The organism is Nocardioides okcheonensis (genome assembly GCF_020991065.1).
GTDB classification, from domain to species: domain Bacteria; phylum Actinomycetota; class Actinomycetes; order Propionibacteriales; family Nocardioidaceae; genus Nocardioides; species Nocardioides okcheonensis.
Map to the genome: position 1 here is coordinate 129,954 of NZ_CP087710.1, position 19,193 is coordinate 149,146.

The window sequence follows — 19,193 nt, forward strand, 5'->3', positions numbered from 1 at the left end:
CGTGCGCAGCCCCCAGCGGGGGCGTACGTCGTCCTCGTCCGTCGCGACGACCGGCTCGGCCGGCCGTGGGTGGCGGCGCACGACATCGTCCGGGGCGGACCGGGTGTCGTCCGCCGCCACGGTGGCGGGCGGGGTGTCGGGTGCCGCCACCCTGGCGGCGGGGGAGAGCCGGACCACCAGGTCGGCGGCGTCGAGGACGGCCGGGCGGTGGGCGACGACGAGGACCAGGCTGGTGCGCGCGAGCCGGGCGACGGTGTCGAGCAGCACCTGCTCGGTCTCCTCGTCGAGGTGGGCGCTCGGCTCGTCGAGGAGCACGACGGGACGGCGGGCGAGGACGACGCGGGCGAGGGCGACGCGGGCCCGCTGGCCGGCGGACAGGCCGGCCCCGTCCTCCCCGAGGACCGTCGCGAGGCCGTCGGGGAGGTCGCGCACGGCGTCGTCGAGACCGACCGCGCGCAGGGCGCCCCAGACCTCGTCGTCGCCCGCCGACGGCCGGCCGAGCCGGACGTTGTCCGCGACCGTCTCGGCGAGCAGCCACGGGCGCTGCGGCGCCCACGCGACGCGGCTGCGCCACCAGGTCGGGTCGACGTCGCGCAGCGCGACGCCGTCGACGAGCACGTCGCCGGCGACGCTCGGCAGCTCGCCGCGCAGGGTCGACAGCAGGGTCGACTTGCCGCAGCCCGAGGGTCCGACGACCGCCACCAGGCCACGCTCGGGGAGGACGAGGTCGACCGGCGCGACCAGGGACGCGTCGGGGGAGTGGCCGACCTCGAGACGCGCGAGCGCCAGCCGGGCGCGGGACGGGCGGCGGGTGCCGGTCCCCGGCAGGGTCCGGGTCAGCAGGTCGTCGGCCCGCGCGAGCGCGGCGGCGCCCTCGGCGGCGGCGTGGAACTCCGCGCCGACCCGGCGCAGCGGCCAGTACGCCTCCGGCGCGAGCAGCAGGACGGTGAGCGCGACGCGGAAGTCGACGGAGTCCGAGGCGAGCCGCAGGCCCACGGTGACGGCGACGAGCGCGACGGACAGCGTCGCGACGAGCTCGAGGACCGAGGACGACGCGAACGCCAGCCGCAGGGTCTCGACGGTCGCGCGGCGGTAGCGGTGGGTGACCGCGCGGATCGAGTCGACCTGGGCCTCGGCCCGGCGGTGCGCGACGAGCGTGGGCAGCCCGCGCACCACGTCGAGGAAGTGCCCCGACAGCGCCTCGAGCGCCCGCCACTGCCGGTTGGCGCGGTCGCGGGTGGTGAGCCCGACGAGGACCGCGAAGACCGGGACCAGCGGCAGGGTGAGCGCGACGACCAGCCCGGACAGCGGGTCGAGCCAGGTGATCGCGGCGAGTGCGACGACGGGCAGCACCGCCGCGGGCACGAGGGCCGGGAGGTAGCGGGTGACGTACGGCTCGACGCCGCTCACCCCGCGGGTGGCGAGCACGGAGAGCTCGGCGGGCCGGGCGGCGGGGTCGTGCCGCGACGCCTCGAGGACGCGGTCGCGCAGCGCGCCCGACACCTCGCCGGCCGCGCGCACGGCGGCGCGCTGCCCGACGTAGGCGCTCGCGGTGCGCAGCGCGACCAGCGCGACGAGCCACCAGCCGGCGACCTGCCAGCCGCCGGCGGGCGGGGTGACGGCCGCGACGACGAGCGCCCCGAGGGCGAACGCCTGCGCGACCGTGGCGAGGCCGCCGACGACCCCGCTCGCCACCACCACGGCGAGCGGCGCCCGGGCGGGTCGCAGGTGGGGGAGGACGGCGGGGTCGAGGGGCCTCACCGCGCGCCGCTCCCGGCGAGCTCGGCGGTCGGGATGTGGTGCACCGAGATCCGCTTGCGGAACACCCAGTAGGTCCACGCCTGGTAGCCGAGCACGATCGGCGTGAAGATCACCGCGACCCACGTCATCACCTTCAGCGTGTAGGCCGTGGCGGCCGCGTTGGTGGTGGTGAGCGAGAAGGCCGGGTCGGTGGTCGAGGGCATCACGTCGGGGAACAGGGCCAGGAAGAGCCCGACCACCGCGAGCGCGATCGTGACGAAGGTGCCGACGAAGGCCCAGCCCTCGCTGCCGGCGCGGGCGGCGAGCAGGCCGCCGACGAGGGCCAGCGCGGCGACCACGAACACCACGGCGGTGACGGCGGTGCCGGTCTTGACCTGGGTCCACACGAGGAACACCACGGCGAGCACGGCGGCGACCGTCCCGATCCGGACCGCGAGGTCGCGGGCCCGGTGGCGGATCTCGCCGTCGGTCTTGAGCGCGACGAACATCGCGCCGTGGGTGAGGAAGAGGGTCAGCGTGACCAGTCCGCCGAGCAGGCCGAAGGGGTTGAGCAGCGTGAAGAGGTTGCCGGTGAACTCCTTGTCGGCGTCGATCGGCACCCCCGCGACGATGTTGGCGAACGCCACGCCCCACAGCACGGCCGGGAGGAAGGAGCCGACGATGATGGCGAGGTCCCAGCGCTGCTTCCACTCGGCCTCCTCGCGCTTGTGGCGGTACTCGAAGGCCAGGCCGCGCACGATCAGCCCGACCAGGATGAGCAGGAGCGGGAGGTAGAACCCGCTGAACAACGTGGCGTACCACTCGGGGAACGCCGCGAACGTCGCGCCTCCGGCGACCAGGACCCACACCTCGTTGCCGTCCCAGACGGGGCCGATGGTGTTGATCATGACGCGCCGCTCGGTGTCGTTCCTGGCGAGCACGGGGAGCAGCATGCCGACGCCGAAGTCGAAGCCCTCGAGGCAGAAGTAGCCGACCCACAGCACGGCGATCAGCGAGAACCAGACGGTGGTCAGTTCCATGGTGGTGGTGTCCTTGATCCTTCTCGGAGTGTCGGGTCAGGTGGTCGGGTCAGTAGGCGAACGTGAGCGGCTTGTCCTCGTCGGCGCCGCCGATCGGGACGTCCGGGGGCTCGACGAACGGCTCGGCGCCGGCCTTGACGTACTTCACGAGCAGGCCGACCTCGACGACGGCGAGCGCGGCGTAGAGCAGGGTGAGGACGATCAGCGAGGTCGCCGCCTCGAAGACCGAGACGCCCGGCGAGACCGCGTTCTCCGTGGTCATCAGCCCGAACACCACCCACGGCTGGCGGCCCATCTCGGTGAAGATCCAGCCCCACGAGCTGGCCAGCACGACCGCGATCGGCAGCGACAGGCCCAGGGTGCCAAGCCACCGCACGCCCGGGGTGCGGCCCTTGCGGGTCAGCCACAGGATGAGCGCGGCGCCGGCGGCGGCGAAGAAGCCGAGGCCCATCATGAAGCGGAAGGACCAGTAGGTGACCGGGATGACGGGCGTGTAGTCACCCTCGGTGAAGGTCGTCGAGGTGGGGTCCTGGCCGTACTGCTCGACGTACTCCTCGCGCAGCGGGTTGATGCCCTCGACCTTCCCGTCGACCGACCCCGTGCCGAGGAAGGAGAGCAGGCACGGGATCGTGACGGCGAACTTCTCGTGCTTGCCGTCGGGGGTGCCGACGGTGAAGACGGAGAAGGGGGCACAGCTCGAGCTGGTCTCGTAGAGCCCCTCGGCGGCCGCCATCTTCATCGGCTGGACCTCGGTCATCACCTTGCCCTGGAGGTCGCCGGTGATGGCCACGCCGAGGCCGGCGAGCAGGGTGACGACGGCGCCGATGCGGATCGCGCGGTGGTAGAGCGGTCGGTCCGCCTCGTGCTGCTTCTTGGTGTAAAGGTAGGCCGCGACGCCCAGCAGGAACGCGCCCGCCGTCATGTACGCCGCGAGGATGACGTGCGGGAACGTGACCAGCTGGACCTTGTTGAACATCACGGCCCAGAAGTCGGTCAGCTCGGCGCGGCCGGACTCGGGGTTGTAGCGGTAGCCGACCGGGTGCTGCATCCAGGAGTTCGCCGCGAGGATGAACCACGACGACGCCAGGGTGCCGAGGTGCACCAGCCACATGCAGGCGGCGTGCAGCCCGCGCGGCAGCTTGTCCCAGCCGAAGATCCACAGGCCGAGGAAGGTCGACTCGAGGAAGAACGCGAGGAGTCCCTCGACGGCCAGCGGGGCGCCGAAGACGTCGCCGACGAAGCGGGAGTAGTCCGACCAGTTCATGCCGAACTGGAACTCCTGGACGATGCCCGTCACCACGCCGATCGCGAAGTTGATCAGGAACAGCTTGCCGAAGAACTTGGTGAGGCGCAGGTACTCCTGCTTGCCGGTGCGGACCCAGGCGGTCTCGAGGCCGGCGATGACGGCCGTCAGGCCGATGGTGAGGGGGACGAAGAGGAAGTGGTAGACGGTGATGATCCCGAACTGCCAGCGGGCGATGTCGAGGACGTCCATGAGCACCCTTTCGGCGCGGCCATTACTACGAACTGTAGTAGATACTACGCCGTGTCGTAGTTCCGGGCACAGGGCCCCTAGACTCGGGTGCCATGAGTCCAAGGTCCCTCAACGGTGAGCTCGAGCAGGCGGTCCTCGAGGCGCTGTGGGCGCTCGACGCCGCCGCGGCCGACGGACGGCGCGGCGCGAGCGGGCGCGAGGTCCACGAGGTGCTCCGCGACCGCGATCTCGCCTACACGACCGTGATGACGGTCCTCGACCGCCTCGCGCGCAAGGACCTCCTCGTCCGCGAGCGCGAGGGCCGCGCCTTCCGCTACGTCCCGCGCCAGTCCCGCGCGGAGCTCACCGCCGAGGTGATGCGCGAGGCCCTCGACGGCACCGGCGCGGACCGGCGCCAGGCCCTCGTGTCGTTCGTGGGGGAGGCCAGCGCCGAGGACCTCGCCGCCCTGCGGCAGGCCCTCGCCGAGCTCGACTGAGCGCGCCGCCGTGCTGACACCCGTCGTCCTCGGTGTGCTCGCGGTGCTGCTCGCGGGCCCGGTGCCGTCCGCCCTGGCGCGCTGGCCGGGACTGCGGGGCACGCCCGCCGCGGCCATGCTGCTGTGGCAGAGCACCGCGCTCGCGGCCGTGCTCGCCGCGCTCGGGGCCGGCGTCTCGCTCACCACCGAGCACCTCTGGGAGCCGCCGATCGCCGCCGGCGACCTGGTGGTCGCCGGCCTGGCCGGGGCGGTGACGCTGGTCGTGGCCGGTCGCCTGCTGCTCAGCGGGCACCTCACCGGCACCGCGCTCAGGCGCGTACGACGCCGCCACCGCGAGCGCGTCGACCTCGTCGCCCGCATGGACCACGGCGTCTCCGTGCTCGAGCACGAGCTCCCCGTGGCCTACTGCGTGCCGGGCATGTCGGGGTCGCGCATCGTGGTGTCCCGCTCGACGATGGACCGCCTCGACGCCGACGAGCTGGAGGCGGTGCTGGAGCACGAGCGCTCCCACCTGCGCTCGCGCCACGACCTGGTGCTGGAGGCGTTCACGGCGCTGCACCGGGCGTTTCCGCGGTGGGTGGCCAGCCGGGCCGCGCGGGCGGAGGTGGAGGTGCTGGTGGAGGTGCTGGCCGACCGTGCCGCCGTGCGCCACGGCGACCGGCGGGCACTGCTCGGCGCGCTGCTCGCGCTCGCCGGGTCCGCCGCCCCCGAGGGAGCGCTGGGAGCCTCCGGTGCGCTGTCGGCGCGGGTGGAGGCGCTGCGCGACGAGGGCACCCACCCGGTGCAGGCGGGTGCCGTCGCCCTGCTCGCGTGCGGGCTGCTGGCGCTGCCCACGGCCCTGGTCGTGCTGCCCTGGCTCGCCGGCCTCGGCGCGGGCTGAGGCCGACCGGACGCGGGGAGGGCCCCGGCGGATCGCTCCGCCGGGGCCCTACCGTCCTGCTGGGGATGGTGCTCAGGTGCCGACCGGTGTCAGCGCACGACCCTGAACGTCATCTTGTCCTTGCTGCGCTCGACGTCGTCGCTGCCCTTGTAGATGACCACGAGCGTGTGCGTGCCGACCTTGTAGTCCTCGCGGACCGTCAGGACGGCACGGCCCTTGCGCAGCTTCTTGACCGCGACCTTCTTGCCGTCGATGCGGAAGATGACCTTGCCCTTGGCGCGGACACCCTTCGCCTTGGCGTCCACCTTGGCGACGACCTTGAAGTCCTCGCCGAACTCGGGCTTGGCCGGCTTCAGCTTCGCCGTCGTCTTCGAGGGCGCCTCGCCCGGGGTCGGCGTCGGGGTCGGGGTCGGCGTCGGGGTGCCCGGCGTGGCGCAGACCTGGACCTTCACGTTGTCGACGTACCAGCCCTCGACGCCGTTGCAGCCGTCGCGACCCATGTCGAAGCGGAACTTCACCACGTCACCGGCCTTGGCCAGCTTGGCCAGGTCGATGACCGAGGTGCCCCACGAGCCGCCGAGCTGGCCGCCGTCGGTGCCGGTCCAGGCGGCCTCGCCGCCCATCGGGCCCTGGTCGGGGTCGAGCGTGCCGCCGGGCGCGTTGAACAGGTACGCGTCGTTCGGCACCTGGGTGAAGGCGCCGCCGTTGACGCTGACCTTGACGTTGCCGCCGTCCCACGTCGACTCGGAGGCCATGTAGTGGTCCCACTGCAGGCGCGGCGTGGTGCCGGCCGGGACCGTGACGGCGGGGGAGATCAGGCCGTTGCGGCTGGTGAGGTCACCGGGCGCGCCACAGTTGCCGGCCACCGGGTCGGGGCCGAAGGCGACCCCACCGGTGTGCTCGGGGGCGTCGGTCGACGCCTCCCACGCGATTCCCTCGGAGACCGGCGAGCCGACCTCCTCGTCCTGGGTCCAGCCGGCGAGTCCGTCCTCGAAGTCCTCCGACCAGGTGGTGGAGGTCGTGGTGCCCGCACCACAGCTCAGCGCCGGGGCGCCGGGCTTGAGCAGCGGCTGCCAGTCGCACTCGGCGCTCGGGTCGAGCCGCAGCTCGGTCTCCGCGATGACGTCGGCGAGCATGGCGCAGTCGGCGTCGGTGGTGCCGCCCGCGATCACGCCGGCGCTGGCTGCACCGTCGGAGCCGTCGGCCTCGGTCGGGTTGCCGACCGTGGCCTTGTCGAGGGCGACGCCCTGCAGGTCCTGGCAGGAGGCCTCGAGGCCGTCGGCCAGGTCGGGGAAGTACGACGTGGGCGTGAGGTAGTTGGTCTGGGTGTGCCAGAACAGCCACGCGGCCTTGTCGAGCCCGATGCCGGTGCCCTGGCCGTCCATGCCGTCGACGAGGAGGGCGAACGTGCGGTTGACCACGCCGGAGTTGGAGTGGACGCCGCCCGAGTCCTCGTCGCCACACACGTACTCCTGGTCCGAGACCTTGCCCGGGTCGCCGTAGCAGTTGGGGTTCCACATGTCGCGGATCGCGCCGCCGAAGGCCGGGTCCGACTCGCCCGAGAGCCAGCGGTGGGTGGCGTCGGCGTCGGACGGGACCGCCGCGATGGTGAAGTCCGTCGTGCCGGCCTGCTTGAACTTCGCACCGTCGGCGTTGGAGACCATCACCCCGTAGAGGCCCGAGTTGCCCGCGATGGAGCCGAGGGCGCCGGTGGCGGTGTTGCCGACGACGATGCCGGTCGCACCCGCGTCCTCGGCGTGGGCGATCTTGGTGGCGAAGGCGCAGGTGCCGCGGTCGACGTAGGCCCACTGGCCGGCGACGGCGCCGGCGTTGGTGAAGGGCGAGCAGCCGTCGGTCGTCGAGGGACCGTCGGCGTCGGCCGCGTCGGTGGCCACGACGGCCGTGGCGTCGATCGGCGTCTGGGTGATGACCGGGCCGAAGGAGGCCGGGATGCTCACGCAGGGTCCGGCGACCTCGGCGGGCGCCGTGATCGTCATGACCGTCTCGGCGCGGGTGAACTCCGAGCAGGTGCCCGGGGTGCGGCTGACCGACCCGTCCTCGGAGTTCGGCTCGCCGACCTCGTTCATGCGGTCGTTGAGCATGTCGACGGTCTCGCCCCAGATGTCGGAGTACGCCTCGTTCATCGCGCCGGCCTGCCACTGGTAGATCAGGCCGGAGGTCGACTCGGTGTAGGCGTGGCCCCACTCGTGGGCGACGGTGTCGTCACCGGTGACGCCGGAGCAGTAGTTGGTGGTGACGCCGTTCCAGTTCGCGTTGGGGCAGTCGATGGTCGGGTCGTTGTTGACCGTGATCATCTTCCCGCCGCGACCGTCCCAGGCGTTGTAGCCGAAGGTGTTGCGGAAGAGCCAGTAGGCCTCGCCGGTGCCGAGGACCTCGTTCTGCTGGTCCTGGTCGAGCGTGCCCGGGAACTCCTGGCCCTCGGTGTAGACCTGGTCGGCGTCGACGAAGTCGTCGTTGGGGTCGTCCGGGGTGCCGTTGTCGTTGACGAAGGCCTCGTAGAGCTCGCGGTCGAGCGCGTCGGCCATCATCGACCAGCGGTTCAGCGGCTTGCCGCTGGCGGCGTCGAGGATGAGCGTCTCGCGGACCGACTTCTTGTTCCAGACCTCGACGGCCCAGGCGAGCCTGGCCTCGCCGTCGATGCCGCGCGGGGACCCGGTGCGGTAGACGACCAGGTCGGCCGAGCGGACCTGGAGGCCCTTGCGGAAGCCGCTGGGGCCGCCGTCCTCGTAGCCGGCCGGCTTCGCGCTGACGGCCTGCAGCGCCTTCGCGGAGGCCTGCTGGCGCGACAGTCCGGGGGTCACGTCGAGCGACAGGTCGGGGGCCGCGAAGCCGTTGACGGCGGTGAGGTCGCCGTCGGCGTCGACGAACGCCTTCAGCTCGCCGCCGAAGACGGGGACGCCCCGGTAGGACTGGGCGAAGGTGATCGACCAGCCGGCCTTGCTGGCGTAGACGTCGGTCTGCTCCAGCTCGCCGGGACGCGCACCGAAGGCTGCGGCGTAGTCGTCGAGGTAGGCCGTCGCCTTGGCGATGGCACCCTGGCGTCCCTCGGCCGCGATGGCCGGGAGCAGGTCGGAGCCGTCCGCGCGGGCGAACCCGACGCGACCGGTGGCGGGGTTGGACCGGAGGTCCACCTTCCCCGCAGCGGCGTCCTTCAGCCGGCTGATGACCGACTGGTCCGCCTTGCCCGTCTCGGCCGCCTGGGCCGAGAGGACCGGCTGGGCGGCGAGCCCAGCGGCGATGAGGGCGAGGCCGAGGGTCAGGCCCTGGCCTCGGGTGGGCTGCTTCAAGAGTTCTACCTCTCGCTCGCACCCGGGACAACCCCGAGTGATCTGGCACACCTTATGGAGCGCGAGCGCGGTCCGGGAAGCCCCTGTTGGGCTGATTTTCCCGTGCGTGGCGCCAGCGACGGGAGATCGTCCGCAGGCGCGACGAGGCCCCGACGGAACAGTTCCGTCGGGGCCTCGCCGGTGGTGCGGTCGCTCAGCCTCGCTGGGTCAGCGGACGACCCGGAAGGTGAGCTTGTCCTTGCTGCGCTCCACGGTGTCGGAGCCCTGGTAGATCGCGACGAGCTTGTGCTTGCCGACCTTCAGGTCCTTCGTCACCTTGAGGACGACGCGACCCTTGCGGATCTTGGCGGTCCCGACCTTCTTGCCGTCGATGCGGACGACGACCTTCCCGGTGGGCTTGCCGTCGCGCGACTTCACCTTGGTGACGACCTTGAAGTCCTGCCGGAAGGAGGGCTTCGCGGGCTTCACCGCGGCCGACGTCCGCGAGCCGGCCTTCTCCTCGCCGGGGGCCGCCTTGACCGTCACCGTCACCTTGGCGGTGGCCGAGGCCAGCGTCGCGTTGCCGGAGTAGGTCGCGGTCAGCGTGTGCACGCCGACCGGCAGGTCCGTCGGGAGCGCGATCGTCGCCGCCCCGCCGTCGAGGGTGCCGCTGGCCACGGTGGAGCCGTCGGCCTTGGTCAGGGTGACGTCGCCGGTCGGGGCCGAGCCGACGTTGCCCTTGCGCGAGACCTTGACCTGGACCGCGGAGGCCTCACCGAAGGTGGAGGGCTCGGGCAGGTGCACGGCCGTCATCTCGGTGCCCAGCTTGCACTGGATCAGCTGGACGTTGTCGACGTACCAGCCGTCGATGCCGCCGCAGCCGTCGCGACCGATGTCGAAGCGGAACTGCACGGTGTCGCCGGGCTCGATGCCGAGCGAGCCGATGTCCACCTGCGACTGGCCCCACGAGCCCTTGGCCTGGCCGCCGTCGACGCCGGTGAAGCCGTCCTGGCCCTCGAGCGGGTTGGTGTTGCCCTCGCCCAGGGAGAAGATCTCGCCCGGGGCGTTGAAGACGTAGGACTCGGCGGGGATGGTCTCGAAGGATCCACCGTTGATGCTCACCTTGACGTTGCCGCCGTCGTAGCCGCCCTCGATCGCCACGTAGTGGTCGAAGGTCAGGCGCGGCGCCCTGAGGGTGTCCGGGAGCTCCACGATCGGCGAGGTGATGGAGTCACGGCTGGAGAAGTCGTTGACCCCGTCACCGGAGCAGTCGCCGAGGTCCGGCGTCGGGCCGTAGGCGACCTTGGTCGCGTGGCCCTCGGGCGCCTTCGCGACCGACTCCCACGGCTTGCCGAAGCCACCGGCGTAGCCCTCGTCGGGCAGGTCGGTGAGCTCCTGCGAGGCGGTCCAGCCGGCCAGGCCGTCCTCGAAGTCCTCGCTCCAGATCGCGTCGCTGACGAAGCCCTCACCGCACGGGTTGGGGGCGTTCTTGGCGAGCAGCGGCTGGAAGTCGCAGCGGACCGGCTCGGTGCGCATCTCGACCGCGGCGACGGCCTTGGTGAGCTGGGCGCAGTCGTCGGCGGTGATCGGCGTGGTCGCGACCTGGCCGGCGTTGGGCGTGGTGCTCAGCTCGTTGATCGGCTGGCCGACGAGGTCGGCGCAGGACTGCTCGAAGGCGTCCGCGGCGTCGGTGAAGTTCGACGCCGGGGTGAGGTACGCCGACTGGGCGCGCCACCAGATGTTGGCGGCCTTGTCGAGCCCGATGCCCGAGATGGTCTGGCCGTTGAACGTGCCGCCGTCGACGGTCAGCGCGTAGGCGTGGTTCGGCACGCCCGAGTTGCTGTGCACGCCGCCGGCGTCGGTCAGGGCCGGGTCGCACTTGTACTCGGCGTCGGTGACCTTGGCCGGGTCGCCGTAGCAGGTGGGCGACCACATGTCGCGGATCGCGCCACCGAAGGCGGTGGACTTCTCGCCCATCAGCCAGCGGGTGGAGTCGGCACGGGCCGACGTGTCCTCGGCCGCGATGCTGACCGTGGAGGTGCCGTTGGCCTTGAAGACGACGCCGTCGTCCTGGCCGACCATGACGCCCGGGATGGTGGCGGTGCCGGCCGGGCTGATCGGGAAGTCGACGTTGTTGTTGCCGATGACGATGCCGGTGGCACCCGCGGCGACCGCGTTGTCGACCTTGACCTGGAACGAGCAGGTGCCGCGGTCGACGTAGGCGTACTTGCCGGAGATCGCGCCGGCGTTGGTGAACGCCGTGCAGCCGTCGGTCGTGGACGGGCCGGTCACGTTGGCGGCGTCGGTCGCGACCAGGACGGTCGCCGTGGTCGGGGTGGTGGTGAAGCCCGGGCCGAAGCCGGCCTCGACGGCGGTGCACTCCCGGGTGGCCGGCGCGGTGATGTTCATCGTGATGCCGGCGGGAGCGGTGACCTCGCAGCCCTCGGGACGCGGCGTGGTGAACTCCTCGCCCTCGTCCTCGCGGCCGTTGATCTGGTCGAGGGTCTCGCCCCAGACGTCGGAGTAGGACTCGTTGAGCGCGCCCGACTGGTACTGGTAGATCAGCCCGGAGGTGTACTCGGTGTAGGCGTGGCCCCACTCGTGCGACACCACGTCGTCGGAGGTGACGCCGTCGCAGTAGTTGGTGGTCGTGCCGTTCCAGTTGGCGTTGGGGCAGTCGATGGTCGGGTCGTTGTTGACCGTCTTCATCGTGGCGCCGGCGCCGTCGTAGGAGTCGCGGCCGAAGGCGTTGGAGTAGAGCCAGTACGACTCGCCCGCGGAGTTGACGAGGTTCTGCTGGTCCTCGTTGAGGCCGCCGGGGAACGCGTCACCCTCCGACCACACCGGCGTGGTGCCGGGGTTGAGCTCGTAGAGCTCGCGGTCCAGCGCGCCGTGCACGAGGGAGTAGCGGTTGATGATCTTGAGGGTCTGGGCGTCGAGCACCACGATGTCGCGGATGTTCTTGCCGTTGCTGACCTCCACCTGGTAGGCGAGGACCGCCTCGCCGGGCTCGCCCTTGACGAGGCCCTTGCGGTAGACGACCAGCTGCGGGTCCGCCTTGATCCCCGAGAGGTCGGTCGTGCCGTCGCCCTCGTCGTGGCTCGGCGGGTCGGCCTTGACCCAGCGCACGGCCTGCGCGCCGGCCTTGTCGGCGCTCGCCCTCGGGGTGACCGAGAGGTCGAGGTCGGGGACCGCGTTGCCGGCCACGCCGACCAGGTCGCCCTGGGAGTCGACGCTGACCTTGAGCTCACCGGCGTAGACCGGGATGCCGCGGTAGACCTGCTGGTAGGTGACGGTGGTGCCGTTGCCGTCGGTGGTGACGCGCGACTGCTGGAGCTCGTCGGCGCGCGCACCGAACGCGGCGGCGTAGCGGTCGACGTACTCGCCGGCCTTGGCGACGGCGTCCTTGCCGGTCGTGGCCGCGATCCCGGGCAGCAGGTCACCGGTGCGGCCGTTGGCCGTCAGGAAGGTGACCTTGCCGGTGGCGGGGGAGCGCCGCACCGAGACCGAGGTGTTGGCCTCCTGGCGGAGCTGGGACACGACGTCGTCGGGCCCGGCCGGTTGGGCCTGGACCGATGCTGCGGGTACCGCGGCGATGCCTGCGGCGAGGAGTGCAAGGGACAACCCTTGCCCGAGAAGCTTCACGTGATCTTCCTCCGGGGATGATGTGCACACCCGGGACAGCCCCGAGTGATCCGGGTCACCATAAGCACCCGACCGCTCGGTCAGGAACCCCCTGACCGCGGCTTTCCTCCACCGGGTCCGTCGGGGTGCGTCCCCGACGACACGCACTCCTGTGATCCATGGGGCGGGTGTGACGGGGCCGTAGGGTCGGACCATGGCGACCCGTACGTCTTCCCCGCCGGGGTCGCGGAGCTCGAGCACGTCTGGATCCAAGCGCAGCACCAGTGGCTCGAGCACCCGATCACGGAGTACCAGCACCAAGCGTCCCGCCCCTCGCGCCTCCGCGGCGAAGGGGCGGAGCGGATCGAGCGCGTCCAAGCGCCGTCCGGCCGCGCGTCCGGCACCCCGTGCGGTGCGCAACGGACCGGGTCCGGTGTTCCGCGCCTTCGGTGCGTTGTGGCACGCGGTCGCCGCGATCTGGCTCGGGCTGGCGCACGGCGTCGGCGCGGTCGCCCGCTCGGTCGGGCAGTCGGCCCGCGACCTCGACCCCGAGCACCGTCGCGACGGTGTCGGGCTGTTCCTGCTGGGCCTCGCGACGGTGGTCGGCGCGGCCGTGTGGTGGCAGCTGCCCGGCGGCGTGATGGACCTCGCCCGCTCGGTGACCTCCGGTGCCGTCGGCAAGGTCGGCTGGCTGGTGCCGCTGTTCCTCGTCTGGGCCGGCTGGCGCACGCTGCGCGACCCGGAGCGCAACGGCCCCGCGGGCCGCCAGGTCATCGGGTGGACCGCCTTCGCGCTCGGCCTGCTCGGCATCGTCCACATCGCCAACGGCAACCCGCAGCCCGTGCTCGGCGACGCCACCAACCTGCAGTCCGCCGGCGGCGCGGTCGGCTACGTCACCTCGAGCCTGCTGCTCGACCTGATGCAGACGCCGTACGTCGTCGTGCCGCTGCTCGCGCTGCTGATGACCTTCGGCGTGCTGATCATCAGCGCGACCCCGGTCTACCAGGTGCCCGCGCGGCTCGCCGAGCTCCGCGACCGGGCCCTGGGCCGTCCGCACGCCGACGACCTCCCCGTCGAGGACGAGGCGACCAAGCCGGTCCGCACGCGTCGTCGCTCGATGCTCGACGACGACGTCGACCCCGAGATGGGCGACCCGGCCTACGACAGCCCGGTGCTGTCGGACCGCGAGCTGAAGAAGCGTCGGAAGAAGAAGCCGGAGGCGGCCGAGGAGCCCTTCGAGGACTACGGCATCGACCTGTTCGCCGACGCCCCCACCGAGGTCGGCCCGGCGGTGCCGGACGCCCCCTCGGCACCCGAGGCGCTCGAGCCGCCGCCGCACACGCCGCTCCCGGCGCGCGTCGAGCAGCTCGCGCTGTCCGGCGACATCACCTACTCGCTGCCGGAGAACTCCGCGCTCAAGCCGGGGTCGGTGCACAAGGCCAGGTCCAAGGCCAGCGACGCGGTCGTCGAGCGGCTGATGCAGGTGATGGACGAATTCGGCATCGACGCCACCGTCACCGGCTACACCCGCGGCCCGACCGTCACCCGCTACGAGGTCGAGCTCGGCCCGGCGGTCAAGGTCGAGAAGGTCACCGCGCTGTCGAAGAACATCGCCTACGCCGTGGCCTCGGCCGACGTCCGCATCCTCAGCCCGATCCCGGGCAAGTCCGCGATCGGCATCGAGATCCCGAACACCGACAAGGAGATCGTCTCCCTCGGCGACGTGCTCCGGTCGAACACCGCCCGCTCGGACCACCACCCGATGGTGGCCGGCCTCGGCAAGGACGTCGAGGGCGGGTTCGTGGTGGCCAACATGGCCAAGATGCCGCACCTGCTGGTCGCCGGTGCCACGGGATCCGGAAAGTCGAGCTTCATCAACTCGCTGATCACCTCGATCCTGATGCGGGCCACGCCCGACGAGGTGCGGATGATCATGGTCGACCCCAAGCGGGTCGAGCTGAACGCCTACGAGGGCGTCCCGCACCTGATCACCCCGATCATCACGAACCCCAAGAAGGCCGCCGAGGCGCTGGCCTGGGTCGTGCGCGAGATGGACATGCGCTACGACGACCTGGCCAACTTCGGGTTCCGCCACATCGACGACTTCAACAAGGCGGTGCGCGCCGGCAAGGTCGAGGTTCCCCCGGGCAGCGAGCGGACGCTGTCGCCGTACCCGTACCTCCTCGTCATCGTCGACGAGCTGGCCGACCTGATGATGGTCGCCCCGCGCGACGTCGAGGACTCGGTCGTGCGGATCACCCAGCTGGCCCGCGCCGCCGGCATCCACCTGGTGCTCGCCACCCAGCGGCCCTCGGTGGACGTCGTCACGGGCCTGATCAAGGCCAACGTGCCGTCGCGGCTGGCGTTCGCCACCAGCTCGCTCGGCGACAGCCGCGTCATCCTCGACCAGCCCGGCGCCGAGAAGCTCGTCGGCCAGGGTGACGGCCTCTTCCTGCCGATGGGTGCCTCCAAGCCGGTGCGCGTCCAGGGCTCGTGGGTCACCGAGGCCGAGATCCACCAGGTCGTCAAGCACTGCAAGGACCAGCTCGAGCCGACCTACGTCGAGGACGTGACGGCGCCGAAGGAGTCCAAGCGCGACCTCGACGACGACATCGGCGACGACATGGAGCTCGTGGTCCAGGCCATCGAGCTCGTCGTCTCCACGCAGTTCGGGTCGACCTCGATGCTCCAGCGCAAGCTGCGCGTGGGCTTCGCCAAGGCCGGCCGCCTGATGGACATCATGGAGAGTCGCGGGGTCGTCGGACCCAGCGAGGGCTCCAAGGCACGCGACGTCCTGGTCAAGCCGGACGAGATCGACTCCGTGATCGCCACGCTGGAAGGGGGAGCCTGATGGGCGCCGAGGCACTGCACGAGGACCGCATCGACGAGCACGACGGTGCGACGGGGGACGGCCGGGACGTCCTGGGGGTCACCCCCGACGCCGTCGAGGTACGTCGTCGCGCCGGGGTCGCCGCCGGCGTCGGGCTGACCGCCTCCGCGGTCGCGATCGCCTACCTGGCCCGCGCCACCCAGAGCGGCTCGGCCCTGGACTGGGCCTTCGTCGTGGTGATGGGCCTGCTCGGCGGCTACTGGCTGGCCGGGCTGGTCGACGCCCGGACGCCGCTGCTGGTGGCCGACGTCCAGGGCATCCGGATCCGGCTCGGCCGCACCTGGCGCGGCCTTCCGTGGACCGCGGTGCACCACGTCGAGCACCTGCCGCGCCGCAGCCCCCTCCACGACGGCCGCCTGGTCGTCGTGCCGCACAACCTCGAGCTGATCGAGTCCGAGCTGACCGGCGCCGGCAAGCGCCACACGGTCCTCTCCCGCCTGCTGCACGGTGCGCCGCTGGCGGTGCCGCTGGGCCTGGCCACCCGGGTCGCCGGTGCCGACGGCGACCTCACCGAGGCGCTCGGCCGGGTCGCGCGTGACGCCAGCCAGGTCGTCGTGCTGGAGCCGGAGCCGGAGCCGGAGGTGGACGAGGACCCGTCCGTCGAGGACGTCGCCACCGACGAGCCCACCGGCACCGGGGAGACCCGGGTCGCCGCGCCGGTCGTCGCGAGCCCGACGCCGGCCGCGCTGCGCGAGACGGGCGCCGCCCGCCGCTCGGAGGTGCACCGCGAGGTCGAGGTCCAGGACGACGACGCCCCCGAGGGCCGCGAGCACCACCGCCCGGGCCGGGTCAGCCTCGTCGAGGAGACCCAGTCGTGGGGCGACCGGGTGCGGGCGATCGCCCGTCCGGGCGAGCCCGTGGAGCCGCTGGTGCTCGACGACTTCGAGGTCGAGCCCGCCGAGGACCCGGTCATCGGGCCCGAGCTCGCCGCGGCCCGCACCCGCATCGGGCTCACCGTCGACCAGCTCGCCGACCGCACCCGGATCCGGCCGCACGTCATCGAGGCCGTCGAGGTCGACGACTTCGAGCCCTGCGGCGGCGACTTCTATGCCCGCGGCCACCTCCGGACGCTGGCGCGGGTGCTCGGCGTCGACGTCGCCCCGCTGCTGGCGTCCTACGACGAGCGCTACGCCCACGCGCCGATCAACCCGCGCCGGGTCTTCGAGGCCGAGCTCGCCACCGGAGCCAACGGCTCCATCCGCGGCACCCGCGGCGGACCGAACTGGTCGGTGCTCGTCGCGGTCGTGATGGCGCTCGTCCTGGCGTGGTCGATCGCCCGCCTGGTCATGGACACCCCGCCCGAGCTGCGCGGCGCGACGCCGGTCCTCAACGGCTCCGGCGGCCCGAAGGGCGCGGCCAACGCGCCGGTCGCCGACGCGGTCCCGGTGGTGGTCTCGGCGCCGTCGTCCGGCGCGCGCGTGGTCGTGCGCGACGCCGCCGGCACGATCGTCTTCAAGGGCAACCTGGCTGTCGGCCAGACCCGGGAGCTCGCCGTGTCGCCGCCCGTGCGGGTGCAGTCGACCGACGGCGGCGTGACCGTCACGATCGCCGGTGGCGCGGCCCGCCCCGTCGGCGAGCCCGGCGTCGCCGGCCAGGGAACCTTCGTCGCCGACTGAGCGACCCGCACGCCGGGTCGGCGCGAACGTCGCGCCGACCCGGCGGCTCAGCGCTCGACGGGGACGCAGAGCACCGGGCGGTTGGCCAGGTGCAGCAGCTTGTGCGGGGTCGAGCCGAGGAGCGCACCGCGGAACGGGCTGTCGCCGGCCGTCCCGACCACGATGACCGTGGCGTCGAGCTCGTCGCCCACCTCGACCAGCGCCTCGGCCGGCTTGGCGTCGACGAGCCGCACGGTGGTCGCGACCCCCTCCGCGGTGGCGCGCTCGAGGGCGTGCGCGGTCGCGGTGCGTCCCATCTCCATCAGCGCGTCGCGGTGGACGTGGGCCTCCTCGCCCATCCCGCCGGGCGGTGCGGCGCCATAGACGAGGACGAGGTCCTCGCCCCACTTCTTGGCCACCTCGATCGCCGCCGCGAGCGCGGCGTCGGCGCCGGGGGACTCGTCGTAGCCCAGGAGCACGGTCACGGGCTCAGCCCTCCAGTCCGTCGGGATCGGGTCGCGCCGGCTTGAGGCCGCGCACGACGTCGGGGTCGGGGAGCGAGGGCCGTTCGGCCCAGTAGCGCCGCTCCTGGGCGCGCCACACGAACATGAGCACGACGCCGACGAGGAAGACGGCGATGCCGATCACCAGCGGCGGACCGACTCCGAACCACGCCTGCCCGCTGTAGGAGTTCGCGGGGTCCGACTGGTCGCGCACGGCGAGCGCGAGCAGCCAGATCAGCATGAGCGAGCCCAGGACCGGACCGACGCCGATGAGCAGCAGGTTGCGCACGCTCTCGGTGAGGTGCTTGCGGTAGTAGACGGCGCAGGCGATGCCCGTGAGCGCGTAGTAGAAGGCGATCAGCAGCGCGAGCGCGGTCAGGGAGTCGAACAGCGCGTTCTCGCTGACGAGGTACATGCCGACGTACCAGACGATCGCGATCACGGCGACCAGCCAGGTGCTCACGTCGGGGGTGCGGTGGCGGGGGTGGATCCGGCCGACCTGCGCGGGGATGGCGCCGCGCCGCGCCATCGACAGGCCGGTGCGCGAGGCGGGGATGATCGTGGTCTGGGTCGAGGCGATCGCGGCCGTCGACACCGACAGCAGCAGCACCCAGCCCCACCCGCCGAGCACCTCGGTGGCGAGGGTGAAGAAGACCGCCTCCTCCTCGCCGGCGTTGTCGCTGAGCCACTGGGTGCCGGCAAAGGCGACCACGGCGACCGCCACCGAGACGTAGGTCAGCAGCAGGATGAAGGTCGACAGCATCGCGGCGCGCCCGGGCGTACGGGCACCGTCGGTCGTCTCCTCGCTGAGGTTGACCGCGGACTCCCACCCCCAGTAGGCGAACACGCCGAGCAGGAGTCCCGAGCTCAGCGCTGCACCGCCGGCGCCGAACGGGTTCAGCCACCCGACCGCCGGGGTCACCTCGTCGAGCGGGCTGTCGCCACCGACGGCACGGACGATGGCCACCGCGGCGAAGACCAGCAGCGAGACCACCTGGACGAGGATGAGGACGTTCTGCAGCCGCGCCGACACGTCCGTGCCGAGCACGCAGATCCAGGTCATCACCAGCACCAGCACGATCGCGAGCGGCATCCGGACCCAGGCGTTGTCGGCGGCCTCGACGAGGGCGTCGCTGCCGAGCAGGTCGCCGAAGCCGTAGAGGCCGAACCGGATGCCCACGTCGGCCAGCGAGCCGACGATCAGCACGCCGGTCATCATGATCGCCCAGCCGCCGAGCCAGCCGAACCACGGTCCCATCGCCCGGGTCACCCAGCTGAAGGTGGTGCCGCAGTCGGGGTCGACGCGGTTGAGGTGGAGGAAGGCGGCGGCGATCAGCGCCATCGGGACGAACGACGCCAGCAGGATGCCCGGTGCGCTCACCCCGGCCAGGGCGGTGACCGCACCGATGATCGCGGCCAGCGAGTACGCCGGTGAGGTGGACGCCAGCCCGATCACGAGCGCGTCCACGAAGCCGATGGCTCCCGCCTTCAGCTGGCTGTTCCCCGTCTGCGTGTCCGTCATGGGCAGCTCCGCTCGACCGTGACGAATGTCTACCGGATCGCGGGGCTCGCGGGAACCCCGGAATGGGGGATGTGCCGACCGGAACCGGCATACTCACGGGTGCGATGACCACGACTGACGCTGCCCCCGAGTCCGCCCTCG

The 19,193-nt window shown here is 72.3% G+C and carries 10 protein-coding genes and 1 pseudogene; 4 read left to right on the forward strand and 7 right to left on the reverse strand.

Translation table 11 applies throughout. The features are described 5' to 3' along the window. Positions 1 to 225: 225 nt before the first annotated feature. The 3 genes and pseudogenes from cydD to LN652_RS00600 form a co-directional block, all read right to left on the reverse strand. A pseudogene (gene cydD, locus LN652_RS00590) lies at positions 226 to 1,839 on the reverse strand (thiol reductant ABC exporter subunit CydD); the annotation flags it as partial. Then, positions 1,758 to 2,780 carry a cytochrome d ubiquinol oxidase subunit II gene (gene cydB, locus LN652_RS00595; RefSeq protein ID WP_230442788.1) on the reverse strand — a complete coding sequence of 341 codons (1,023 nt, stop codon included), beginning with the start codon at positions 2,778 to 2,780 and terminating at the stop codon, positions 1,758 to 1,760. The gene cydB and the pseudogene cydD, both read right to left, overlap by 82 nt. A gap of 49 nt (positions 2,781 to 2,829) precedes the next feature. Continuing rightward, on the reverse strand, positions 2,830 to 4,275 hold the full coding sequence (locus LN652_RS00600) for a cytochrome ubiquinol oxidase subunit I (protein ID WP_230442789.1): 1,446 nt from the start codon (positions 4,273 to 4,275) through the stop codon (positions 2,830 to 2,832). A gap of 92 nt (positions 4,276 to 4,367) precedes the next feature. Between LN652_RS00600 and LN652_RS00605 the strand changes: the two genes are divergently transcribed. Together LN652_RS00605 and LN652_RS00610 are read left to right on the forward strand one after the other, a co-directional pair. Continuing rightward, a complete protein-coding gene (locus LN652_RS00605) occupies positions 4,368 to 4,751 on the forward strand; it encodes a BlaI/MecI/CopY family transcriptional regulator (RefSeq protein WP_230442790.1) in 384 nt (127 codons plus the stop codon). 10 nt (positions 4,752 to 4,761) lie between these two features. Beyond that, on the forward strand, positions 4,762 to 5,631 hold the full coding sequence (locus tag LN652_RS00610) for a M56 family metallopeptidase (RefSeq protein ID WP_230442791.1): 870 nt from the start codon (positions 4,762 to 4,764) through the stop codon (positions 5,629 to 5,631). Positions 5,632 to 5,720: 89 nt separating this feature from the next. Here the strand turns inward: LN652_RS00610 and LN652_RS00615 are convergent, their stop codons facing one another. Both LN652_RS00615 and LN652_RS00620 read right to left on the reverse strand, forming a co-directional pair. Continuing rightward, positions 5,721 to 8,939 carry a M4 family metallopeptidase gene (locus LN652_RS00615; RefSeq protein ID WP_230442792.1) on the reverse strand — a complete coding sequence of 1,073 codons (3,219 nt, stop codon included), beginning with the start codon at positions 8,937 to 8,939 and terminating at the stop codon, positions 5,721 to 5,723. Positions 8,940 to 9,146: 207 nt separating this feature from the next. Then, positions 9,147 to 12,458: a M4 family metallopeptidase gene (locus LN652_RS00620; RefSeq protein WP_329958449.1), complete on the reverse strand. Its 3,312-nt coding sequence runs from the start codon at positions 12,456 to 12,458 to the stop codon at positions 9,147 to 9,149. Positions 12,459 to 12,756: 298 nt separating this feature from the next. On the opposite strand from LN652_RS00620, the gene LN652_RS00635 reads away from it, so the two are divergent. Then, the gene (locus LN652_RS00635; RefSeq protein ID WP_230442793.1) at positions 12,757 to 15,393 is read left to right on the forward strand and encodes an FtsK/SpoIIIE family DNA translocase; all 2,637 of its coding nucleotides are present in this window, start codon (positions 12,757 to 12,759) and stop codon (positions 15,391 to 15,393) included. Next, positions 15,393 to 17,048 (forward strand): helix-turn-helix domain-containing protein, encoded by a 1,656-nt coding sequence (locus LN652_RS00640; protein ID WP_230442794.1) that lies wholly within the window; start codon positions 15,393 to 15,395, stop codon positions 17,046 to 17,048. The genes LN652_RS00635 and LN652_RS00640 overlap by 1 nt, the downstream gene beginning before the upstream one ends. 47 nt (positions 17,049 to 17,095) lie before the next feature. Here the strand turns inward: LN652_RS00640 and LN652_RS00645 are convergent, their stop codons facing one another. Both LN652_RS00645 and LN652_RS00650 read right to left on the reverse strand, forming a co-directional pair. Beyond that, on the reverse strand, positions 17,096 to 17,512 hold the full coding sequence (locus tag LN652_RS00645) for a universal stress protein (RefSeq protein ID WP_230442795.1): 417 nt from the start codon (positions 17,510 to 17,512) through the stop codon (positions 17,096 to 17,098). Positions 17,513 to 17,516: 4 nt separating this feature from the next. Beyond that, positions 17,517 to 19,052, reverse strand: a complete 1,536-nt coding sequence (locus LN652_RS00650; RefSeq protein WP_230442796.1) for an APC family permease — start codon at positions 19,050 to 19,052, stop codon at positions 17,517 to 17,519. Positions 19,053 to 19,193: the final 141 nt, after the last annotated feature.